General features: G+C 66.1%; 13 protein-coding genes. 10 read left to right on the top strand and 3 right to left on the bottom strand.

Going from position 1 to position 20,378, the window contains the following annotated elements:
* Positions 1–26: 26 nt before the first annotated feature.
* Positions 27–1,166, bottom strand: a complete 1,140-nt coding sequence (locus K0B96_RS11075; protein ID WP_220160965.1) for a sensor histidine kinase — start codon at positions 1,164–1,166, stop codon at positions 27–29.
* Between the two features lie 133 nt (positions 1,167–1,299).
* Here K0B96_RS11075 and K0B96_RS11080 point away from each other — a divergent pair, with 133 nt between their 5' ends.
* Together K0B96_RS11080 and K0B96_RS11085 are read left to right on the top strand one after the other, a co-directional pair.
* A complete protein-coding gene (locus tag K0B96_RS11080) occupies positions 1,300–2,580 on the top strand; it encodes a DNA recombination protein RmuC (protein WP_220160966.1) in 1,281 nt (426 codons plus the stop codon).
* Between the two features lie 10 nt (positions 2,581–2,590).
* The gene (locus K0B96_RS11085; RefSeq protein ID WP_220160967.1) at positions 2,591–3,409 is read left to right on the top strand and encodes an MOSC domain-containing protein; all 819 of its coding nucleotides are present in this window, start codon (positions 2,591–2,593) and stop codon (positions 3,407–3,409) included.
* Between the two features lie 4 nt (positions 3,410–3,413).
* Here the strand turns inward: K0B96_RS11085 and K0B96_RS11090 are convergent, their stop codons facing one another.
* A complete protein-coding gene (locus K0B96_RS11090) occupies positions 3,414–3,821 on the bottom strand; it encodes a peptide chain release factor family protein (protein ID WP_255558625.1) in 408 nt (135 codons plus the stop codon).
* 93 nt (positions 3,822–3,914) lie between these two features.
* Between K0B96_RS11090 and K0B96_RS11095 the strand changes: the two genes are divergently transcribed.
* The 7 genes from K0B96_RS11095 to K0B96_RS11125 all read left to right on the top strand — a co-directional run bounded on the left by K0B96_RS11095 (position 3,915) and on the right by K0B96_RS11125 (position 14,926).
* Positions 3,915–4,880, top strand: a complete 966-nt coding sequence (locus K0B96_RS11095; protein ID WP_220160968.1) for an AAA family ATPase — start codon at positions 3,915–3,917, stop codon at positions 4,878–4,880.
* Between the two features lie 156 nt (positions 4,881–5,036).
* A complete protein-coding gene (locus K0B96_RS11100) occupies positions 5,037–5,954 on the top strand; it encodes a DUF58 domain-containing protein (protein WP_220160969.1) in 918 nt (305 codons plus the stop codon).
* Positions 5,951–6,973 (top strand): VWA domain-containing protein, encoded by a 1,023-nt coding sequence (locus K0B96_RS11105; protein ID WP_220160970.1) that lies wholly within the window; start codon positions 5,951–5,953, stop codon positions 6,971–6,973. The genes K0B96_RS11100 and K0B96_RS11105 overlap by 4 nt, the downstream gene beginning before the upstream one ends.
* A gap of 61 nt (positions 6,974–7,034) precedes the next feature.
* On the top strand, positions 7,035–8,090 hold the full coding sequence (locus tag K0B96_RS11110; RefSeq protein ID WP_220160971.1) for a VWA domain-containing protein: 1,056 nt from the start codon (positions 7,035–7,037) through the stop codon (positions 8,088–8,090).
* Positions 8,087–8,956, top strand: coding sequence for a hypothetical protein (locus K0B96_RS11115; RefSeq protein WP_220160972.1), 870 nt, complete (start codon positions 8,087–8,089; stop codon positions 8,954–8,956). The genes K0B96_RS11110 and K0B96_RS11115 overlap by 4 nt, the downstream gene beginning before the upstream one ends.
* A 5-nt stretch (positions 8,957–8,961) precedes the next feature.
* Positions 8,962–11,436: a BatD family protein gene (locus K0B96_RS11120; protein WP_220160973.1), complete on the top strand. Its 2,475-nt coding sequence runs from the start codon at positions 8,962–8,964 to the stop codon at positions 11,434–11,436.
* 265 nt (positions 11,437–11,701) lie between these two features.
* Complete coding sequence (locus tag K0B96_RS11125; protein ID WP_220160974.1) at positions 11,702–14,926, top strand: beta strand repeat-containing protein; 3,225 nt, start codon at positions 11,702–11,704, stop codon at positions 14,924–14,926.
* A 231-nt stretch (positions 14,927–15,157) separates the two neighbouring features.
* Here K0B96_RS11125 and K0B96_RS11130 read toward each other — a convergent pair whose 3' ends face one another.
* Positions 15,158–17,965 carry a tetratricopeptide repeat protein gene (locus K0B96_RS11130; protein WP_220160975.1) on the bottom strand — a complete coding sequence of 936 codons (2,808 nt, stop codon included), beginning with the start codon at positions 17,963–17,965 and terminating at the stop codon, positions 15,158–15,160.
* Between the two features lie 242 nt (positions 17,966–18,207).
* Between K0B96_RS11130 and K0B96_RS11135 the strand changes: the two genes are divergently transcribed.
* Complete coding sequence (locus K0B96_RS11135; protein WP_220160976.1) at positions 18,208–20,355, top strand: autotransporter-associated beta strand repeat-containing protein; 2,148 nt, start codon at positions 18,208–18,210, stop codon at positions 20,353–20,355.
* Positions 20,356–20,378 lie beyond the last annotated feature (23 nt).

A 20,378-nucleotide genomic window follows, 5' to 3' on the forward strand; every position in this document is an offset into this window, starting at 1 on the left:
CGCCGTTCTCTTGCTCCTCGCGCACCTCATTCGCGGTGGAGCACCGGGAAGCTGATCCGCACCGTGGTGCCAGCCCCCGGTCGCGAGGTCAGTTGGAATTCGGCGCCGTGCGCCCCCAGCAGATGCCGGCAGATGCCCAGCCCCAAACCCGTGCCGTTGTCTTTCGTGCTGAACCCACCCCGCAAGGCCCGCGCCACGCTCTTTTCATCCATGCCGGCCCCGTTGTCGACAATCGCCATTTCCACGCGGCCACCCGCCGTTTTCACGGTGGCGTTGATCGTCGTGGCCCCCGCATCGAGGGAGTTCTGAAAAAGATTCTGCAACACGCGCACGACATCATAACGCGAGCCGCGCACCCACGCCTCGGCGTCCGCTTCGATCTTGATCGCGACGCTGCTGAAAAACACCACATGGCGCACTTCATGCGTGAGCTGCACCAAGTCGAGGGGCGCAAACTCCGCCAGGTTCTTCGAGGCCCGCCGCCAGTTCTCCGACAAATGCCGGCAATACTCCGCCGCTTTCTCCACCACGTGCGCGTATTCCCGCAGCCGCTGGCCGCTTTCCTGATTCGTCTGACTGATCGCAACCGCCTCCTCGGCCATCAGGCTCGAATACCCGATCACCACCGTCAGCGGATTGTTCAGATCGTGCACCAACTCCACCGCTGCGCGCGATTGCCAGATTTGCGGCTCGTTTTGCTCGATCTCGCGCTTCAACGCCCGGTTCAGCTCCTGCGCCTCCCGGTTCAACTTCGTTTGCTGCCGCCGCAACCGCGTTTGCGCCGTCTGCCGCCGCACCGCCTCGCGCAGTTCGCTCACATCCGGCGGCTTCCGCAGATATTGATTCGCTCCGCCCACCATCGCCTGCTGCGCCGTGTGCAGCGTGCCGTAGCCCGTCAACATGATCACTGCCACGTCCGCATCGATCTTGCGCAATTCCTCCAGCGCCCGGATGCCGTCCATCTCCGGCATCCGGATGTCCATCACGATCGCGGCATAGGCTTTGGCCTTGATCTTTCCCAACGCCTCCGCCGCCCTCTCGGCCGTGTCCACGTCGAACTCCCCCGAGAGCGTAAACGCGACCGACTCCCGCGGCCCGTATTCGTCATCCACTACGAGCACTGCAGGCTTGGGACCTACGCTGGGGGAAGCGGGTTCAGGGGCCATTCCGGAGATAACAGTTCCAAACATCGGAGACACAACGCAGCACGATTAGCCAAGTCTTTGCGCACCGCGTTTTGCCGTGTCAAGAAACGCATCTGGTATTGATTTGCGATTCCACACCTTCGACATCTTTAGCATGCTTTTTACAACCGCCCTTCTCGCCGCTTTCGCTGGAGGGTTGCTCACGTATTTGTTCCTGCGCAGCCGTCACGCCGTCGTGGCGGAACGCCTGCGCGCCCGCGATCTCGAGGTCGCCCAACTCACCCAACAGGCCGACAGCACGCGCGCCGAACTTTCCCACCTCGCCACACTACACGCCGCTGCCGCCGCCCAACTCACCGCCGAGCGCGCCGCCCACGAGCGATTAACCACCGAGTTCAAAGCCCTTTCCGCCGACGCCCTGCGCGTCAACCGCACCGATTTCCTCGATCAGGCGAAGCAGGCCTTCGCGCAACTCCATCAGCAATCCACCGGCGAACTCGACAAACGCCAGCAAGCGATCGACGCCCTCGTCAAGCCGCTCAAGGAGTCGCTCGACAAGGTCGACCACAAGATCGCCGAAATCGAAAAGACCCGCGCCTCCGCCTACGGCGCCCTCACCGAACAACTCAAGTCCCTCAACACCGCGCAAGTGCTCTTGCAGACCGAAGCCTCGCGCCTTTCCACCGCGCTGCGTTCCACGTCTTACGTCGGCAGTTGGGGCGAGTTGCAACTTCGCCGCGTCGTCGAGATGGCCGACATGCTCAACTACTGCGACTTCTCCGAACAGGAAGCCTCCGGCGCCCTCCGCGCCGATCTCGTCGTGCGTCTCCCCGGCGGAAATCGCATCGTGGTCGATGCCAAAGCTCCCCTCGAATCCTACCGCGCCGCCATCGAAGCCACCGATGAGACCGCCCGCGGCTCCCGCCTCGCCGAACACGCCGCCAAAGTCCGCGGCCACATCGATTCCCTCGGCGCGAAAAACTATTGGGAGCAGTTTCAACCCGCCCCCGAATTCGTCGTCCTCTTTCTCCCCGGCGATCACTTCCTCACTGCCGCGCTCCAGACCGACCGCACCCTCATGGATCGCGCCCTCACGCGCCGCGTCCTCCTCGCCACCCCGACCACTCTGATCGCCCTGCTTAAAGCCGCCGCGTATGGCTGGCGCCAGGAAGCGATTTCGAAAAACGCCGACGAAATCAGCGCCCTCGGCCGCCAGCTCTACGACCGCGTCGCCACCTTCGCCGACAATCTCGACAAAGTCGGCCGCGGCCTCGACACCGCCATCAAAGGCTACAACGCCGCCGTCGGCTCCTTCGAGCAAACGCTCCTCCCCGGCGCCCGCAAATTCGCCGAACTCGGGGCGCGCGGCGCGAAAGAGTTGTCCCCCGCCGCGCCCGTCGAAACCGCCGTCCGCGACGTCGTGAAAAAAGGCTGACGCTCCGTCGATGCACGTCGCCGGCCTTTTCATTTATCCCGTCAAATCCCTGCGCGGCCTCGCCGTCTCCGCCGCCTCCCTCGATCGCTTCGGCCTGATCGGCGACCGCCGCTTCCTCGTCATCGACGCACAAAACCGCTTCCTCACCCAACGCGTGCTCCCGGCGATGGCGACGATTGAAACCGCGCTCACCGCCACCGCGCTCATTCTCCGCGCCCCGCATGGCGGCAGTTGCGCCGTTCCGCTGCAGGATAACAACGCACCTCTCGTTCGCACGACGATCTGGCGCGACACGGTCGACGCCGAAGACTGCGGCACGGAAGTCGCCGTCTGGCTTTCTCACGTGCTGCGTCAGCCTTGCCGGCTCGTCCGCCTCGGCACCGCCTATCATCGCTCCGTCAAACCTTCCCGCGCGCAACCGGGCGACGTCGTCACCTTCGCCGACGCGTTTCCACTCCTCGCCGTCAGCGAAGCCTCCCTCGCCCATCTCAACGACCGCTTGATCGCCCGCGGCGAGTCGCCGGTGCCGATGAATCGCTTTCGCCCCAGCCTCGTCCTCGCCGGCTGCGATGCGCACGCCGAAGACCGCGCCGCGCACTGGCGCATCGGCGACGTCGCGCTCCGCGCCGGCGGCCCCTGCGACCGTTGTCCCATCACCACCACGGATCAGCTCACCGGCGAGCGGCACCACCACGAACCGTTGCGCACGCTCGCCACCTATCGCCGCGATCCCGCCGAACCGACCAACGTCAACTTCGGCCAGAACCTCGTGCACGAAACGAAGTCCGGCACCCTGCACGTCGGCGACGCGGTGACGTTTGGCGCCTGACGCGTCACTCGTCGGCCACGCGCCCGCGCTGCGTCTTCTGCTTCGTGCGCCGTCGCTTCGTTTCCACCATCCGCGCCTTTTGCGCGCGCGATTTCTGCCGCGTCCGCCGCCGCGCCTGCTCCCGCACCTGACGCTTCTCCGCCCGCACTGCGTCCGCCGCGCCTGCGATGCGGCCCGCCAGCTCCAACCACGCCAGCGCCCGGTTGCGCGCCTGCGATCGCTCCCGCTGGCAACGCACCTCGATGCCCGTCGGCCCGTGCCGCAGCCACACCGTCGACGAAGTCTTGTTGATCTTCTGCCCGCCCGGCCCCGCCCCGCGCACAAAACGTTCCTCCACGTCGGCCGCCCGCACTCCGGCCGCCTGCAATTGAGCCGCCACCGCATCGTCGAGAAAGGCAAATTCGCCGGTCACAACTTCTTGAAACAACCCATTGCTCTTTCAGTCAAACCGAGCCCAAAACTTTCCCTCGTCAGCGCCATCCTCGCTCCTTTCACTTTCACCCTCATGCCCACCGGTCCCGTCTGGTCCCAGAAACTTCGCGCCGAAATCGGCAAAGCCGTCATCGGTCAGGATGCCGTCATCGAGCGCCTGCTCGTCGCTCTGCTCGCCAACGGCCACGTGCTGCTCGAAGGCATGCCCGGCCTCGCCAAGACACTCCTCATCCGCTCCGTCGGCACCGCCCTCGGCGTCGATTTCGAACGCATCCAGTTCACGCCCGACCTGCTCCCGAGCGACGTCGTCGGCACGATGATTTTCCAACCCAAAAACGGCGAATTCTCCCCGCACCGCGGCCCCATTTTCGCCAACCTCGTGCTCGCCGACGAAATCAACCGCGCCCCCGCCAAAGTCCAAAGCGCCCTGCTCGAGGCCATGCAGGAACGCCAGGTCACCATCGGCGGCGCCACGCATCCGCTGCCGAAGCCGTTTTTCGTGATGGCCACGCAAAACCCCGTCGAACAGGAGGGCACCTATCCGCTCCCCGAGGCGCAGACCGACCGCTTCCTCTTCAAACTCCTCGTCGATTATCCGTCCGCGGAGGAAGAATCCACGATGATGCAACGCTGGGGCCAGGTCACCCATCAGCCCGAACTCGCCGCCGTCTCCAGCGGCGCCGAACTGCTCGCGCTGCGCACCGAGGTCGATCGCGTGCACGTCGCCCCCGCGCTTCAAGCCTACATCCTTGCACTCGTCCGCGGCACGCGCGCGCTCGCCGAATCTTCCGCCGGCAGTCCGAAACGCTATCTCACGTTCGGCGCCTCGCCGCGCGCCTCGCTCGCGCTTTATCAAGCCGGCCGCGCCCTCGCGTGGCTCCGCGGCGAAGACTTCGTCTCGCCCGCTCACATCCAGGACCTCGCGCCGGATGTGCTCCGCCACCGCATCGGCCTCACCTACGAAGCGGAAGCCGAGGAAGTCACCGCCGACAAACTCGTCGCGCAAGTCATCGCGCAAATCCCCGTTCCCGCGAAGTAACGCGACCGCCGCGCGCGCCACCCCCAGCGTTTCCTTCTCGCCTCGTGATGTTCGTCCTCCCGATTTCCCCATCGCATGCGCGGCCGGCTCACGAGCCGCCCGCGCGTCGCTCGCGTTTCTCTGCCGCGCGCCGCCCGGGGATTGGAGCTTAACGGCATGGCCGCTCCCGCCCCTTCCGCGTCGCCCGCCCCCGCCTCGCCGCTCGCGTTGCTGCGCCAGCTCGAATGGCGTGTGCGACACGCGGTGGAAAACGTCCTGAGCGGCGAATACCGCTCCACGTTTCGCGGCCGCGGCATGGAGTTCGATCAAGTCGTCAAATATGAGTTCGGCGACGACGTGCGCGATCTCGATTGGAACGTCACCGCGCGCCTCGGCGAACCTTACCGCAAGAAATTCGTCGAGGAGCGCGAGGTCACGCTGCTCGTCGTTTTCGCCGACACGCCATCCCTGCAATTCGGCTCGGCCGACATCTCCAAACGCGAGGCGCTCCTCGAACTCGCCGGCTTCGTCATGCTGCTTGGCGCCGTCAACCGCGACCGCGTCGGCTTCGTGCACGCTTCGCCCACCGGCCACACGTTTCGCGCCCCGGTGCGCGGACGCGGCGCCATTCTTCACGCCGCCGCGTCGCTGCTTGCCATTCCGCCGCCTTCCGTCCGCGCGACCGGCCCCGCCGACGCTCAACTCCCGTGGCGGCTCCTCGCGCGCGCTGCGCCGAAACACAGCGTGCTCCTCTGGCTCGGCGATTTTCCGCCGCAAGCCGTCCCCGAGGGCTGGCCGGTTCTGCAGCGCCGCTACCAAACGATGGGTTTCCGCGTCGACGATCCGTGGGAACGCGCCCTGCCGACGCGCGGGCTCTTCGCCGCTTACGATCCCGCCGCCAGCCGCCTCGTCACGCTCGAAAATTCCGCCGCCGAACGCGCCGCGCACGCCGCATGGCGCGCCGCCCGCGACCGGAGCTGGCACGCGCTCTTCCCCGATCCCCTCAGCCGCCTGGTCGTCGCCACCGACGAAAATCGCCTCGATGCCCTCGTGCGGTTTTTCAACGCGCGCATGCGCGCCGGCTCCCGCCGATGAAGCCGTTCATGTTTCACGATCCGCTCTGGCTGCTCCTCCTCGTGGTCGCGTTGCCCGCCGTCCTTTGGCTGCGCGGCCGCCGTCACGTGCCCGTTTTGATCGTCCCCTTCGCCGCCGCCTGGCACCGTCCGTCGCTCACGTCGGTCTCACGCTGGCCCGCGGCGCTCGCGATCCTCGGCCTCGTTCTCCTCGCCATCGCGCTCGCACGTCCCCAACGCGTCGAAGACAAACGCGAGGTGCACACGCAGGGCTACGACCTCGTGCTCGCGATCGATCTCTCCGGCTCGATGCTCGCCGAGGATTATTCGCGGCTCGGTCAGGCGGTGAACCGCTTGCAGGCGATCAAGCCCGTCATCCAGGCGTTCATCCACGACCGTCCCAGCGATCGCATCGGCATCGTCGTGTTCGCCGGTCGCGCCTACACGATGGCGCCGCTCACGTTCGATCACGATTGGCTCGAGCGTCAGGTCGATCGGCTCAAGATCGGCCTCATCGAAGACGGCACCGCGATCGGCGACGGCCTTGGCGTCGCGTTGACCCGCCTCGAGCAGGCCAAACGCGAAACGGCCGGCAAACGCCAAGGCGCGTTCATCATCCTCCTCACCGACGGCTCCAACAACCGCGGCGCACTCTCGCCGATGCAGGCCGCCGACCTCGCCGCCTCGCGCGACATTCCCGTTTACACCATCGGCGCCGGACGCGATGGCATCGTGCCCTACCCCGTGCTCGACGATCAAGGCCGCCGCATCGGCACGCGCCGGATGGTTTCTGATCTCGACGAAGGCACGCTCCGCGACATCGCGACGAAAACCCACGGCCGTTACTATCGCGCCGACGACAATCGCACGATCAAGTCCGCCTTTGCGGCCATCGATCAGACGCAGAAGATCGAATTCCAGGCGAAGAGTTACCTGCTGACCACCGAGCTTTTCCCGTGGCTCGCCGTCCCCGGCTGCCTCCTGCTGCTCGCCGCGGCGCTCCTGGCCCGCCCCTTGTGGCGTGCGGAGGCCCTCGTATGAAAACGCCTCCGCGTGCTCCCGCCTCACCGCGGTCCTCAACGCCGTCCGCCGGCCCGTGCGCATGAGTTTTGCCTGGCCTCATCTTCTCTGGCTGCTCGCGCTCCCCGTGCTGCTCTCGGCATGGGATGGCGCCCGCCGCCTCACCCAACGCGCCGCGCCGCGCAAAATCCTCACCGCCGAAGCCGGCCGGCATTCGCTCTCCTTCGACCCGCGCGCCGCGACTGCGCATCGCCCGCGCCTCTGGCTTTGGTTCGGTCTCGCGTTTGCCATCATCGCCGTCGCACGTCCCCAATGGGGCCGCATCGACGAGCCCGTCTTCGATCAATCCCGCGAAATCCTCCTCGCCGTCGATCTTTCCCGTTCGATGCTCGCGCAGGATGTGAAGCCCTCGCGCCTCGCCCGCGCGAAACTGCTCATCCAGTCGCTCCTCGAACGCCTCAAAGGCGAACGCGTCGGGCTCATCGTGTTTTCCGGCACCGCGTTTCTCCAATCGCCGCTTAGCTCCGATTACGAAGTGCTCCGCGAATTCCTCCCTTCGCTCGGCCCCGATTTTCTGCCGGAAGGCGGCACCAACTACCGCGAACTCCTCGACACCGCCACCAGCGCCTTCGGTTCCGGCACATCGGCTGACCGCTTTCTCATCATCCTCAGCGATGGCGAAGCCACCGACGACAATTGGAAATCCGCTGCGCAGGCCTTGAAGGAAAAACACGTGCGCGTCATCGGCCTCGGCGTCGGCACCGAAGCGGGCGCCATGATTCCGGACGGCAGCGGCGGCTTCGTGAAAGACGAACGCGGCGCCGTCGTCCTCTCGCGCCTCGGCAAGTCCACTCTCGAGCAACTCGCGAGAGAAACCGGCGGCGCTTACGCCGACGCCAGCTCATGGGTCAACCTCGGCGATCTCCTCAACCAAACCGTCGAGGCCGGCCGCAAAGGCAAGTTCGTCGAGAAAAGCAACGTCCGCCTCGTCGAACGTTTCCAGTGGGCCCTCCTTCCGGCCTTCGTCTTTTTTCTCCTGAGTTTCTGGCGCGAGTTTCCGGTCCGCCCACGTCCCCGCGACCTTCGCCTCAACGCCCCCGCCGCTCCCGGCCCCACTCCCGCTCCGCGCGCGCCATGATCGCTTTTTTTCGCTGCTTCGCCGTTCGTCCGTTGCTCGCTGTTGCCCTCGGCGCGCTCGCGCTCCCCGCCGCGCACGCCGCCGCCGAGATCGCCAACTCCACGCTCGGCCCGATGGTCGCCCGCCTCGCCGAGAAAACCCAACCCGCCGCGCGCGACTGGTCGGAGTTCGCCCACGAAACCGTGCGCTGGGGCCAGCGGTTGCAGGCGAGCCAACAACCCGTGCCCGCCGGTCCGGTGCACGACGCCCTCGCCGCCGCCGACCTCGGCGAAAAACTCGACCCCCATGTCGCCGACTGGCCCAAGCTGCGCAGCGAATTGCAGAGCCTGCTCGAAAAGCCCGCCGACCAGCAGCCACAGCAGCAGAAAAAGTCCGACCAGCAAAAAGACGACCCATCAAAACAGGACCAGCCGCAGCAGAAACAGCCGCCGAAAAACCATTCGCAGAAACCCGAATCCGACGAGGATCGCTCCTCCCCGAATCCGCAGCAGAACCAGCCAAAGCAAAACGAGGACCAACCCTCCTCCTCCGACCAGTCGTCCCAGAAAAAATCGTCGCCCGACCAATCGTCGCCCGCCGACGCCGCGAAGTCCGACGAAAAGAAAAACGCCGGAAAGAAGGGCCAGTCCGCGTTTGGCGATCTGCAGCAACCGCCCCCGTCGCTCGACCAGCACCCAGGCGACACGCAGACCGTCGGCGGCGCCCGTGAAAACAAGGAGGAGGCCAAAACGCCATCCGATCCCGCGCTCGCGATCCCGTTGCAAAAACTCGACCAACTCCGCAGCCAGGATTCGCCCGTTCGGCTGTTTCAACTGATGGAGGGCGACAATAAATCCGCGCCCGCCAAAACAGGTAAAAACTGGTGATTCGCATGCGCCTCGCCCGACTTCCGTTCCTCCTCTTCGTCTTCGCGCTCACGCTCACCGCGTTTGCCCAAACCGTGCGCTGGGAGCCCGGCGACTCCGGCGATCCCGCCGACCTGCAGCTCGTGTTTTCGGACTGCGAACCGACCGGCCGTCCCGACCTGCCCGTCGTCGCCGGCGTTACGTTCAACCTCGCCGGCACCGGCACGCGCACCGAGATGAACAACTTCTCGTTCACGCGTTTCACCATCTTCAACTACCGCGTCAACGCCCGCCAGGCCGGTCCGCTCCAGATTCCGGCGTTCGACGTGAAGACGAACAAGGGCACGCTGCGCGTCGCCGCTTACGACGCCACCCTCACCGCCTCCACCGACGTCTCCTCGCTCGCGCACGCCACGCTTGAGCCCGCCGCCGCCAATCCATGGGCCGGCCAGATTTTCTCGCTCACCTACACGCTCACCGTGCCGCGTCGGAATCTCAATCAAGTCACATCCAACGTGGCGTGGAACGCCGCCCCGCTCGTCGCCGAAGATTGGGCCAACCCCCAACCCGCCGAGTCCATCGCCGACGGCGAACGCCAATACGTCCTCACGTATCACACGCGCGCCTACGCCAAAACCGCCGGCCGCGTCACGCTCGAAGCCACCGCGCAAAACGTCAATTTCCAGACCGGCAGCGTCGGTTTCGGCCTCTTCCAATCCCCGCGCATCGAGCAGGCGACCGTCGCTTCCAATCGCCCCGAAATTTCCGTCCGCCCCCTGCCGCAACCCGCCCCCGCCGGATTCGCCGGCGCCGTCGGCCAGTTCAAACTCACCTCCAAAGTCGTCCCCGCCAAAGCCGCTGTCGGCGAACCCGTGACGTGGACGCTGGAGCTCTCCGGCACCGGCAACTGGCCCGACATCGCCGGTCTCCCGTCGCGCGAAGTTTCGAAGGATTTTCAGGTCGTCCAACCGCAGGCCAAACGCGTGCCCGCCGAGGGCAAACTCTTCGATTCCACGTTGACCGAAGACGTCGTCCTCGTCCCCACCAAGCCCGGCACCTACGCGCTCGCGCCGATCTCCTTCGTGTATTTCGACCCGCAAGCCGGCACCTATAAAACGCTCACGCCCGCCGGCGCCACCGTCACCATCACGGCCGCCAACGCGCCCAAATTCAACGTCACGCCCGGCGCCGCTACGCCAAACCCCGCGACCACCGAAACCGCCGTCGCGCCGCCCGCGAAACTTCCCGTCTCGCCCGAACTGCCGACCGGCCTTCCGCTCGACGACCTCTCCGGCACCGCCACCGTCACGCCACCGTGGACGTGGGCTACCTTGCGTTGGCTGCTCGCGCTCCCACTCGTCCTGCTCCCGCTCGCGTGGTTCACCTTCGCCGCCCAACGCGCCTGGCGCCGCGATCCGCACCGTCCGCGCCGCGCCGCGCTCGTCCGCCTCCGCGCCCTGCTCGCGCAACTCCGCGCCACCACCGATCCCGTCCAACAGCGCCCGCTCCTTCGCGCCTGGCAAACCGAAGTCGCCGCCGTCTGGCCTCTCGCCTCCGCCGCGCCCCGCGCCGATACGCTCGCCGACGCGCCCTGGCAAACGCTCTGGACCGAGGCTGACCACGTGCTTTATGGCCCCGACGGCAGCGCGCTGCCCGGCGATTGGATCGCCCGCGCCGAAACCGCCGCCGCCGCGAAACGCGTTCCCGGCTTCGCCCTTTTCCGCGCGTTCCGTCACCTCGTGCCCGCGCTCGCGGTGCTCGCGCTTTTCCTCGCCGGTCCGCGCCCCGCGCACGCCGATGAAGCCACCACCGCCTACCGCAACGGCGATTTCTCCGGTGCCGAAACCCTCTGGCGCGCCACCGTCGAAAAACAGCCTACCGACTGGATCGCGCGCTACAATCTCTCCCTCGCCCTCGCGCAGCAGGACCGCTGGCAGGAAGCCGTCGCGCACGCCACCGCCGCGCTGCTTCAAAATCCTTCGTCGCCCGCTGTCCGCTGGCAATTCGCCCTCGCGTGCGACAAAGCCGGCTACACCCCCGCGGGGCTCTCGCCATTCATCAACGCCGGCACCAAGCACCGCATCGCCCGCCTCGCCTCTTCCGCCGTCTGGCAACGTGTGCTCCTCGCCGGCGAACTGCTCATCATCCTCGCCGCGATTCTCGCGCTCGCCCGCGCTTACGGTTTCCTTTCTCGCCGCGCGTGGGCGATCGCACCCTGGCTCGCGGTCGTCGCCGGCCTCGTCCTCGGCGTCGCCGCGATCAGCAGCGTGCGCGGTTACGGCGACGCCGGCAACCCTCACGCCGTCCTCGTCTGGCGCAACACCACGCTCCGCTCGATCCCGACGGAAGCCGACGCTGCGCAAAAAACCATCGCGCTTCCCGCCGGCTCCTTCGCCGTGATCAACAAAACCTTTCTCGCCGATCATTGGGTCCGCCTCGCGTTTTCCAACGGCCAGACCGGCTGGGTCCGCCGCGAGGAAGTCGTCGCCCTCTGGCAGTAGTTCCGTCGCGGCATCGGCTTGCGGTGACCGCGGAGTTCCTCCCGCGTCGGCGACGCATTTTTCGCGGGCGTAGAACTACGCCTTCCCGAGCGAAAATTCACCCATAGCCGGAGGCAGACGTTTCCCGTTACCATCCCGCTTGCCGCGCCGCGCGCGATGTCCGCGTTTTGTTCACTGAGCACCACCTTTCCCAACAACCACTGATTTCGGCCACCACCCCAAAACCGATCCGTCTCACCCCCTCCCTTTTTTTTAACGAACCGTCATGCTTCCTCCCTCCCTCCTCCGCCTCGCCCGTGCCGCCGCTCCTCTTCGCGCGATTGCACTGCTCACCGGTCTTGCCGGTCTCGCCGCCGCCGTTCACGCCACGCCGCTGAACTGGGCCGGCACCGGCTACAGCCTGAGCCCCGCCGCGAATTGGACCGAAGCGACCGCGCCCTCCGCCTCCTCGGATTTGGTGATCACGAAAAACGGCACCACCAGCGGCGGCAGCGGCACCTCGAACTTCCTGATGGGCGGCAACCTCACGATCCGCTCCATCACGTTCAACAACGCCTCCGCCCAGTTCAACGCCTCCAATGGCGCCCGCGTCATCACGACCAACAGCTCAAGTTCCAGCGCGAGTTACACGCTTTCGTTCGCGACCCCCGGCGTTGATATCATCACGCTCACCAACAACACCAACGCCTCCTTCCGCAGCGCCAGCCTCAGTGGCAACAGCAGCGCCGACCCGCAGCCAGCTCTGTCGATCGACCTCAATTACTCCGGCACCGCCAACCTCAACATTCAGGATACCTCCATCCTGCTCGTCAGCGCCGGTTCCTACAACACCACGGAAGCCAGACTCTCCGGCACCGGCGGTCTCGTGAAAATCGGCACCGGCTCCCTCACGCTCTCCGGCAACCACACCTACGCCGGTGGCTTCACCCTCCAAGACGGCACGGTCACCGTCACGACCTCCGGCACCGTCACCGCCAATACCATCACCAATTCGCCGTTCGGCACCGGCGCCCTCACCATCCGAGGCGGCACGCTGATCGCCTCCAGCAACACCAGCCGCTCGGTTTATGGCTCCGTCAACCTCGACGGCGTGGCCACGATCACCTCCACCTCCAACGGCACCGCCGGCAACTACACGATCAGCTCGCTCGCCAACGGCGCCACGACGTTGTTGAGCAACTCCACCATCGTCGTCCCCGGCCCGGCCTACGACACCGCCAACGCCACCAACGTCGGCGGCCAGGTCACGTGGAATCAGGCCATCTCCGGCGATTTCAGCCTCACCAAAATGGGCGCCGGCACGCTCGTCCTCAACACCAACAGCCCCTTCGCCGGCGGACTCGCCGTCAAGGAGGGCCTTCTCCGCGTCGATTCCACCGCCAACCTCGGCAAACTCCCCAGCACCGAAAACCCCGACGCCGTGGTGTTCGACGGCGGCTCGTTCGAAGTCACCGGCAGCAGTTTCTCCTCGCCCAATCGCGGCTTCCGCATCGCTCCCGCCACGAGCTTCACCGTCGACGACGGCATTTCGCTTCGCATCCAAGGCTCCATCCGCGACGTCGCCGGAAAATCCGGCCGCCTGATCAAGGCCGGCCCCGGCGTTCTCGCTCTCGAACCTGCCGCGGGCATGGTCTACACCTACTCCGGCGGCACGCAGGTGGATGCCGGCACTCTCCAACTCATGGCCGCCACGCTCGGCGCGAGCGGCAGCCCCGGCGTCACGTTTGCCGATGGCACCTCGCTCGAAGGTAACGGCACCCTCGTCGGCGACGTTGTCCTCTCCGCAACGACCCGCGTGAGCCCCGCCACCTACGGCGACATCAATCCGCCCAACAACACCCTCGGCGTCACCGGCGTCGGCACGATCACCGTCAACGGCAACCTCGCTCTCTCCGCTGTCGCCGCCACCCCCGGCTCCCTCGCGTTCGACCTCGACGCTCCCGGCACCAACGACGCCCTCGCCGTCACCGGCGGCACGCTCTCCCTCGGCAACGCCGTGTTCGGATGGCCCAGCTTTGCGTTCACCACCACGGGCAGTTTTGCGGAAGGTCGCTACACGCTCTTGACCAGCGATAGTCCGATGACCGGCTCCCTCGCGGCCTCTGTGACCGGCGATATCGGCACGCTCAAAGGCACCGTCCTCCTCAGCCACGATCGCACCAAACTCTTCCTCGTGGTCGACACCGCCGGCTCGTTCGCCGGCCCGGACATCACCACGCAGCCCGCCAGCCTCGGTGTCGTCGTCGGCTCGCCCGTCACGCTCACCGTCGCCGCCAACGGCTCCCAACTCACCTATCAATGGAAAAAAGATGGCGTCGATTTGCCCGGTGAAACAAAGGCCACGCTGTCCCTCGCCGCCGCCGGTTTTGGCGATGCCGGGGACTACGTCGTGACGGTGGCCAACACCGCCGAATCGCTCGTCAGCCAGTCCGCCACGCTTGCTGTCACCGCCGCGATGGTCGCGCCATCCATTACCACGAACCCCGTCGCCACCAGCGCCAACATCGGCCACAGCGTCACCTTCTCCGTCAGCGCCAGCGGCACCGCTCCGTTCACTTATCAATGGTCCAAAGACGGCGTCGCCATCGCGGGTGCGACCGAAGCGACATTCACCATCGCGAGCCCCACGGCCAGCGACGCCGGTGGTTACACCGTCGCCGTCACCAACGCCTCCGGCACCGCGATTAGCGCCGCCGGCACGCTCACCATCAATCCCGGCGCCTACCTCTCCAATCTTTCTGTCCGCGCCGCCATGAACGAAGGCCAGACGCTCATCGTCGGCTTCGTCATCGCCGGTGGCGCCAAGCCCATCCTCGTGCGCGCCGCGGGTCCCGCCCTCAACGCGTTCGGCCTCACCGGGCTGCCCGATCCGCGCCTCGCCCTCTACGACGAACACAGCACCAACGTCGGCGCCAACGACGACTGGGACGGCGCGCTCGCGCCTCTCTTCAGCCAGCTCGGCGCCTTCGGATTCGCGCCCGGCAGCAAAGACGCCGCGCTCCAGCAAACCATCAACGGCCCGCACACCGCCCAAGCCACCGGTCTGGGCAACGGCACCATCCTCGTCGAAGGCTACGACGCCGGGGCCAACGACGGCCGCAAACTCGTCAACCTCTCCGCGCGTTATCACGTCGGCACCGGCGCCGACGTCCTCATCGTCGGCTTCGTCGTCAACGGTTCCGGCACCAAGGATGTCCTCATCCGCGCCGTCGGCCCGACCCTTGCCAGCTTCGGTGTCACCGGCACCCTCGGCGATCCCAAGCTCGATGTGTATGACGACGCCGGCCACGTCGTCGCGAGCAACGACAACTGGAATGCGAACCTCGCCGGTATCTCCGCCACCCTCGGCGCCTTCCCGCTCAACCCCGCCAGCAACGACGCCGCCATCCTCGTCACCGTCGAAGCCGGCAAGACCTACACCGCGCAAATCTCCGGCGTGAACAACGGCACCGGTGAAGCCCTCGTCGAAGTCTACGACGCCAACCCGTAAGTAAACCCCGCCCGCGTCCGTCGCGTTTCCACTTCTCAGCCCGCCGCACCCCGGCGGGCTTTTTTTGCGCCGACCGGCCGCCATATCTTTCTGTCTTCCTCGGCCTGCTCCGCTCCGCGCCTTCTGTGCCGTCTCAGTGAACGCTTTGCTGCCAACCAGCACCGTCACCGATCACGCATCTGACCGCCGCGCGCGCCCAGCCTGCGCCGCCCTTCGCCCGTGCGCTTACTCTCACTTCCCCTCGTCCGGTAATTTTCCCGCACGGTAGTCCGCCGCTTTACGTTCGAACTTCCGGCCATCCTCCGCCTGTCCCCCGCGCCGCGCCAGCGCCGCCGCCCGCTCCGCACTCTCCGCGGCCGCGGGAAAAAGTCCGTTGGCCGCCTGCGCCGAGGCGAGCGTGTCGATTACGTTGGCCACATCCGGTTGCGCCTGCGCGCAAAGTTCTGCCAGTTCCAGCGCACGCTTCGGATTGTGCAACTCCGCGGGCGCCGTCACCGCCAGCACCCATGCGAGATTATTGGCCGCGATGATATTCGTCGGCCCGGCGCGCAACGCCCGCTCGTAATACGCGATCGCCCGGCCGAGCTCGCCCGCGCCCTCAAACGCGATTCCCGCCTGGGCCAGCAACCGGTATTCTTCGGCCCGCCCGGCTAGTTTGATCGCCGCGTCGAACTCCTTTTCCGCCTCGGCCCACTTCTGCTCTTTGATCAGCAGTTCACCCCGTCGCAGCCGCGGTGTCGGATCAGCGGCGTTCATCTCCGCCACGCGCGCGAAACTGGCCAGCGCATCCTTCGTCTCGCCCAGTTTCGCCTGCAACATCCCGATGCGATACGTGCCCTGCGCCACCGTCTGGTGCGGATTCACCCGAAACACCAGCACGTCGGGATCGACGTTTTTCGGCAACCCCTTCGGCGGCGCATACGGCAGCGGCTCCAGCCACAACGGCACGGTCCGCTGGCCCAGCACGCGATAGCCAAACGTCTCCTTCAACTCCGCCTCCGTGGCGCGCGGATTCAACAACCGCGCATATTCTGCAATGTAGTTGCTGTCCTTGAACAGCGCCACGTGCGTCACCCCGTATTCCTCGATCAACCGCGCGGCCTCCGCTTCCGACTTCGCCGACGAAATCTCCGCCGCAGCTTTCAGGCCATCGACGTTCTCCCAATACAACGTGCCCAGCGTCTGGAACGCGCCGAAGAACGCCACGTTGACCGACGTGTTGGGACTCGCGAACAACACCACCTTCCCCTTCGGCTGCGATTCGCGAATCGTCTCCGCCACCTCCCGGTAAATAATCTGCCGCGCATCACCCGCGAGGATCGCCCGGTAATACGCGACCTTCGCCGTTTCGACGACGCGCACCGTCACCGCCAGGCCAAACAGCGCCGCCATCGCCAGCGCCGCCGCCACCGCGCGACGCCACGGCGCGCGCCGCAAAAACTCCCACGCGCAAATCTCCTCCAACGCCGCGATCAGCAGCACCACCTGGGCCGGCGCCGCGCTCATTCCCCAACGCACCTGCCAGAACCCGAGCGCCTGCATCAACAACGCCGGTACGAGCGCCAGCGTCAGTTTGAACCGCGCCTCCCGCCGTCCGCAGAGCATTAACAACAGCACCGCGACGTAGAACAGCGGGTAAATAAACAACGTCTCGAAATGCGACCAGATTCCCTCCAGCCGCACCCGTGCCATTAACGGCAGAAACTCCGTGATTGTGTGATGCAGCCCGACGAGAAACGGATCGCTCAACAGAAAAACCTTCGCTCCAAAAATTTCGATCGCGAGCACCGGCGCCAGCACCAGCGGCACCGCCCATGCCGCTGTCCACGCGAGGGCGCGCCCATCGCGAACCGCCTTGCCCGACCGTGCCAGCCACGGCAATACCTGCGCCGTCAACTCCGCGCCCGCCCACCACGCCAGCGCGTAAAGCGGATGATTGACCTCCAGGCGCCATCCCAAGTGATGCGGCCAGTATTCGAGCAGGTAAAACGCGAAACTCGTCAACGCCCCCGCCCGCCCCCACATCCGCCACACCCGCGGATCAAACCGCGCCGCCGCACCCACCTCCCACTTGACCGTCGTTGAGGACGGCGTGCCCTCGCCTCGCATGTTTGTTGTAGGCGGGGTGCCGTCACCCCGCGCCCCGCGCCTGCCCCAATTCCCCGCACCCTCACCCCGCGCGATCAACGTCGCCAATCCCGCCGCCAAAGGCACCAGCGCCAGCACCGGTGCGAGCGACGCCGTGCTCACCCACATCCCCACGCCGCCCCACACGCCCGACCAAAGCGCCGCCCGCTGCGCCGCCATCGCCGCCTCATCCCGCCGCCCAAGTTTCCCCGCGCCGCCCTCATCTCCCGCTTCCACCTCCGCACCGCCACGCAGCCATCCCCCGCGCATCCAATAGGCTCCGAGCATCATCCCCAAAATCGACGCCGCGATCAGCCCGTGGTGATCCGCGTAGCCTGGCCAGAATCCCTCGTAAATCGCCCGGTGCCCGACCATCGCGATCGCCACCACGATCCCCGCGCGCAACCCGCCGCAACGCGCCGCCCACCACGCCAGCACGACGGTGAAAAACGCCAGGAGCGGCAGATTTTCCCACATCGCCCAACGCTCGACGCCATGCTCGAGCGTGCCTCCTGCGACCGCCTGCCACACGCGTCCGCCGATCGCGAGCCACCACGCGAGTCCCGAATTCCAGTGCACCTCGCGGCCCACCGGCGCGTTGTCGATCGATGTGTGTCGCAACTGCGGCCCTTCCTCACCGCGCCACAGAGCCACGGCATAACGAATCCACATGTGCCCATCGACGGTGAAGTCCGGCCGGATCTGCTGATAAGGCGTAGCGACCGGCACATCCGCCCGCCCCAGCGAAGACACCAACTGCGCATGCTGATCGCCGAACCAGTTGTGCACTGCCGCCAGCGCGATGACCACGCTCACCACCAGCGCCAGCCAGCCGGCGCCCGGGGTTGTGCCACCAAAGTGACCGCGCGAACCCGAGGGCGATGAAGCAATGGTGATATCGGGTTTCGGCATCGCTGGAGCTCGCTTACCTGCATCGTCTCCGTCCCGGTTTTCGAGCCAAAACTCTCTCCGGCGCTGTTCTCACGTGCGTCGCGCGTCTCGCCGTCGCTCTTGCGGCACCGTACCGTTCTTATGATGCGCAATCCTACGCCATCCAGGGCGTAACCGCACCCATAGTCACGCCCGATGGATTGCTCTAGTCTGAAGGACCGGTCCGCATTGTCCGCGAATTCTTGCCCTGGTTTTTCTTTTCCATGCCCCTGATCTCTATCCCCCGCACGTACTCGTTTTTCCTCGCCGCCGCCTGCGCTTGGTCAATCGCCTCCGCCCAAACCACCCTCACGTGGGACGGTGGAACGGCTGGGACTGGCCGCACGTGGTCATCCGGGTCCAATTGGGATTCCAACAATGCTCCCAACGGCGACGACCTCGTCATTGGCAGTGGCACACTCGGTGGCTCCGCGACCCAAATCGGCGGCGGAAACTACATGGCACTGAGCTCAAACGCTTCGGCTTATACCTCCACGATTAGGAGCGTCACGTTCGACAATTCCAACAATCAGTTTCCCGGCGGCACGCTCGACCTCCGCAATTCGTCCGCCACCCCCGCCCAAAGTGCCACCATCGCCTTTACGTCGACCGGGGTGGATGCCATTAAGGTAGTCAGCGGCGACGTGATCATGCAGTCGCGCACTTCGAGCGCGCAACTGACGCTCAACCTGAACTACTCCGGTCTCTCCAATGTCGATATCGCTTCCGGAAGTACGCTCACCATTTCGAGTCACCCCGTCTCGGGCACAGCCACCAACAATGCCGTCATCACCGGCACGGGCGGCATAAACAAGACCGGCGCGGGCACGCTCATCCTCACCGGCCCCACCGGGAATGATTTTGCCGGTGGCCTCAAAATTTCCGCCGGCACGGTCAATTTTGACAACGCTTCCTTGTTGACGGCGCCCGCGACCAAGACCGCCGACGTCGTGACGATCAACGGCGGCCGCCTTCAATACTCCAGCGCGTCGGGCACAATCCTCAGCGCCAACGCCGGCGTCACGTTCGGCTCCGGTAACGCCACGGTCGACGTCTCCGGCGCGGGCACGTTCGAGATCCAAGGCACCGTTGCTGGCTCGGGACAACTCATCAAAACCGGCGCCGGCACGCTGTATTTCCACAATTCCAACACGGAAGCTAACACGTTCGCCGGAGGCACCGTCATCGAGGAAGGCATAATCTACCTCGGCCGCAGCGGCAGCCTTGGCACCGGCACGATTCAACTCGGTGTCGCCGGCGGCGGTGACGCCAGTCTCATCGCGAACCTCAGCGGCTGGACGCAAAGCAATGCCATCGACGTCGCCGCCGGTAGCAGCGGCACGCTCACCATCGGCAGCAGGACGAGTGCCTCCAACACCTTCTCCGGTCCTGTCACCTTCCACGGCGACGTTACCATCGACAACTCAAACAGCCTCGGGAATGCCATGATCTTCACCAACACCGTGTCCGGCGCCGGCGCTGTCACGAAAACCGGCACTGGCGAATGGCGCCTCACCGGTTCCAATTCCTCCACCGGCCCCGTCACGATCTCCGGTGGTTCCGTGAGTGGCGCGCTCGGCAGTGGTTCCCTCACGATCGCCACCGGCTCAATCTACGACTTGTACGGAAGTGACCGATCAACCGGTGCTCTCGCAGGCTCCGGCACGATTGTCCTCGGAGCAAACACGCTCACAACCACCAGCGACTCCAGTTCGACGTTCTCCGGCGCTCTCTCCGGCACGGGCAATCTGATCAAGGCCGGCGCCGGCAATCTCACTCTTTCAGGAACGAACACGTTCTCCGGCGCCACCACCGTATCCGCCGGCACCTTGAGCGCCCACGGCACCCTCGGCGGCTCCTCCCTCACCGTCTCATCCGGCGCCACCCTCGCCGGCGCGGGCACGATTTCAGCCCCCACGACGCTCGCGGCCGGCGCGACGCTCGCCTCGACCTCCCTCACGTTCGACAGCAGCCTCGATCTCTCCGCCGTCGCCGGCACGAGCGCTCATTCGCTCCTTTTCACCCTCACCGCCCCCGGCACCAGCGACACCGCCAGTATCAACGGCGTGCTCTCCATCGGCAGCCACGCGCTCACACTCGACGATTTTTCCCTCAACACCTCCGCGCTCTCCGGTCCCGGCATCTACACGCTTTTCCAAAGCACCCACGCGATCTCCGGCCTGCTCGGCGACGCTGGCAACCTCACCGCCTCGTTCGACGGCTACACCGGCACGCTCGGTTTCAACGGCGACTCCACCGCACTCCAGCTCACGGTTTCCGCCATCCCCGAGCCCTCGACCTACGCTCTCCTTCTGGCCGCGGCGACCGGACTCGCGGTGTTCGCCCGTCGGCGCCGTGGCTCGCACCGGTAAACGCTTTACGTATCGGGATTGAT

This window comes from Horticoccus luteus (assembly GCF_019464535.1).
GTDB classification, from domain to species: domain Bacteria; phylum Verrucomicrobiota; class Verrucomicrobiia; order Opitutales; family Opitutaceae; genus Horticoccus; species Horticoccus luteus.

Excerpts from the sequence above, each read along its gene's own strand:
- K0B96_RS11075 (WP_220160965.1), bottom strand. The coding sequence starts at position 1,166 with ATGGCCCCTGAACCCGCTTCCCCCAGCGTAGGTCCCAAGCCTGCAGTG.
- K0B96_RS11080 (WP_220160966.1), top strand. The coding sequence starts at position 1,300 with ATGCTTTTTACAACCGCCCTTCTCGCCGCTTTCGCTGGAGGGTTGCTC.
- K0B96_RS11085 (WP_220160967.1), top strand. The coding sequence starts at position 2,591 with ATGCACGTCGCCGGCCTTTTCATTTATCCCGTCAAATCCCTGCGCGGC.
- K0B96_RS11095 (WP_220160968.1), top strand. The coding sequence starts at position 3,915 with ATGCCCACCGGTCCCGTCTGGTCCCAGAAACTTCGCGCCGAAATCGGC.
- K0B96_RS11100 (WP_220160969.1), top strand. The coding sequence starts at position 5,037 with ATGGCCGCTCCCGCCCCTTCCGCGTCGCCCGCCCCCGCCTCGCCGCTC.
- K0B96_RS11105 (WP_220160970.1), top strand. The coding sequence starts at position 5,951 with ATGAAGCCGTTCATGTTTCACGATCCGCTCTGGCTGCTCCTCCTCGTG.
- K0B96_RS11110 (WP_220160971.1), top strand. The coding sequence starts at position 7,035 with ATGAGTTTTGCCTGGCCTCATCTTCTCTGGCTGCTCGCGCTCCCCGTG.
- K0B96_RS11115 (WP_220160972.1), top strand. The coding sequence starts at position 8,087 with ATGATCGCTTTTTTTCGCTGCTTCGCCGTTCGTCCGTTGCTCGCTGTT.
- K0B96_RS11120 (WP_220160973.1), top strand. The coding sequence starts at position 8,962 with ATGCGCCTCGCCCGACTTCCGTTCCTCCTCTTCGTCTTCGCGCTCACG.
- K0B96_RS11125 (WP_220160974.1), top strand. The coding sequence starts at position 11,702 with ATGCTTCCTCCCTCCCTCCTCCGCCTCGCCCGTGCCGCCGCTCCTCTT.
- K0B96_RS11130 (WP_220160975.1), bottom strand. The coding sequence starts at position 17,965 with ATGCCGAAACCCGATATCACCATTGCTTCATCGCCCTCGGGTTCGCGC.
- K0B96_RS11135 (WP_220160976.1), top strand. The coding sequence starts at position 18,208 with ATGCCCCTGATCTCTATCCCCCGCACGTACTCGTTTTTCCTCGCCGCC.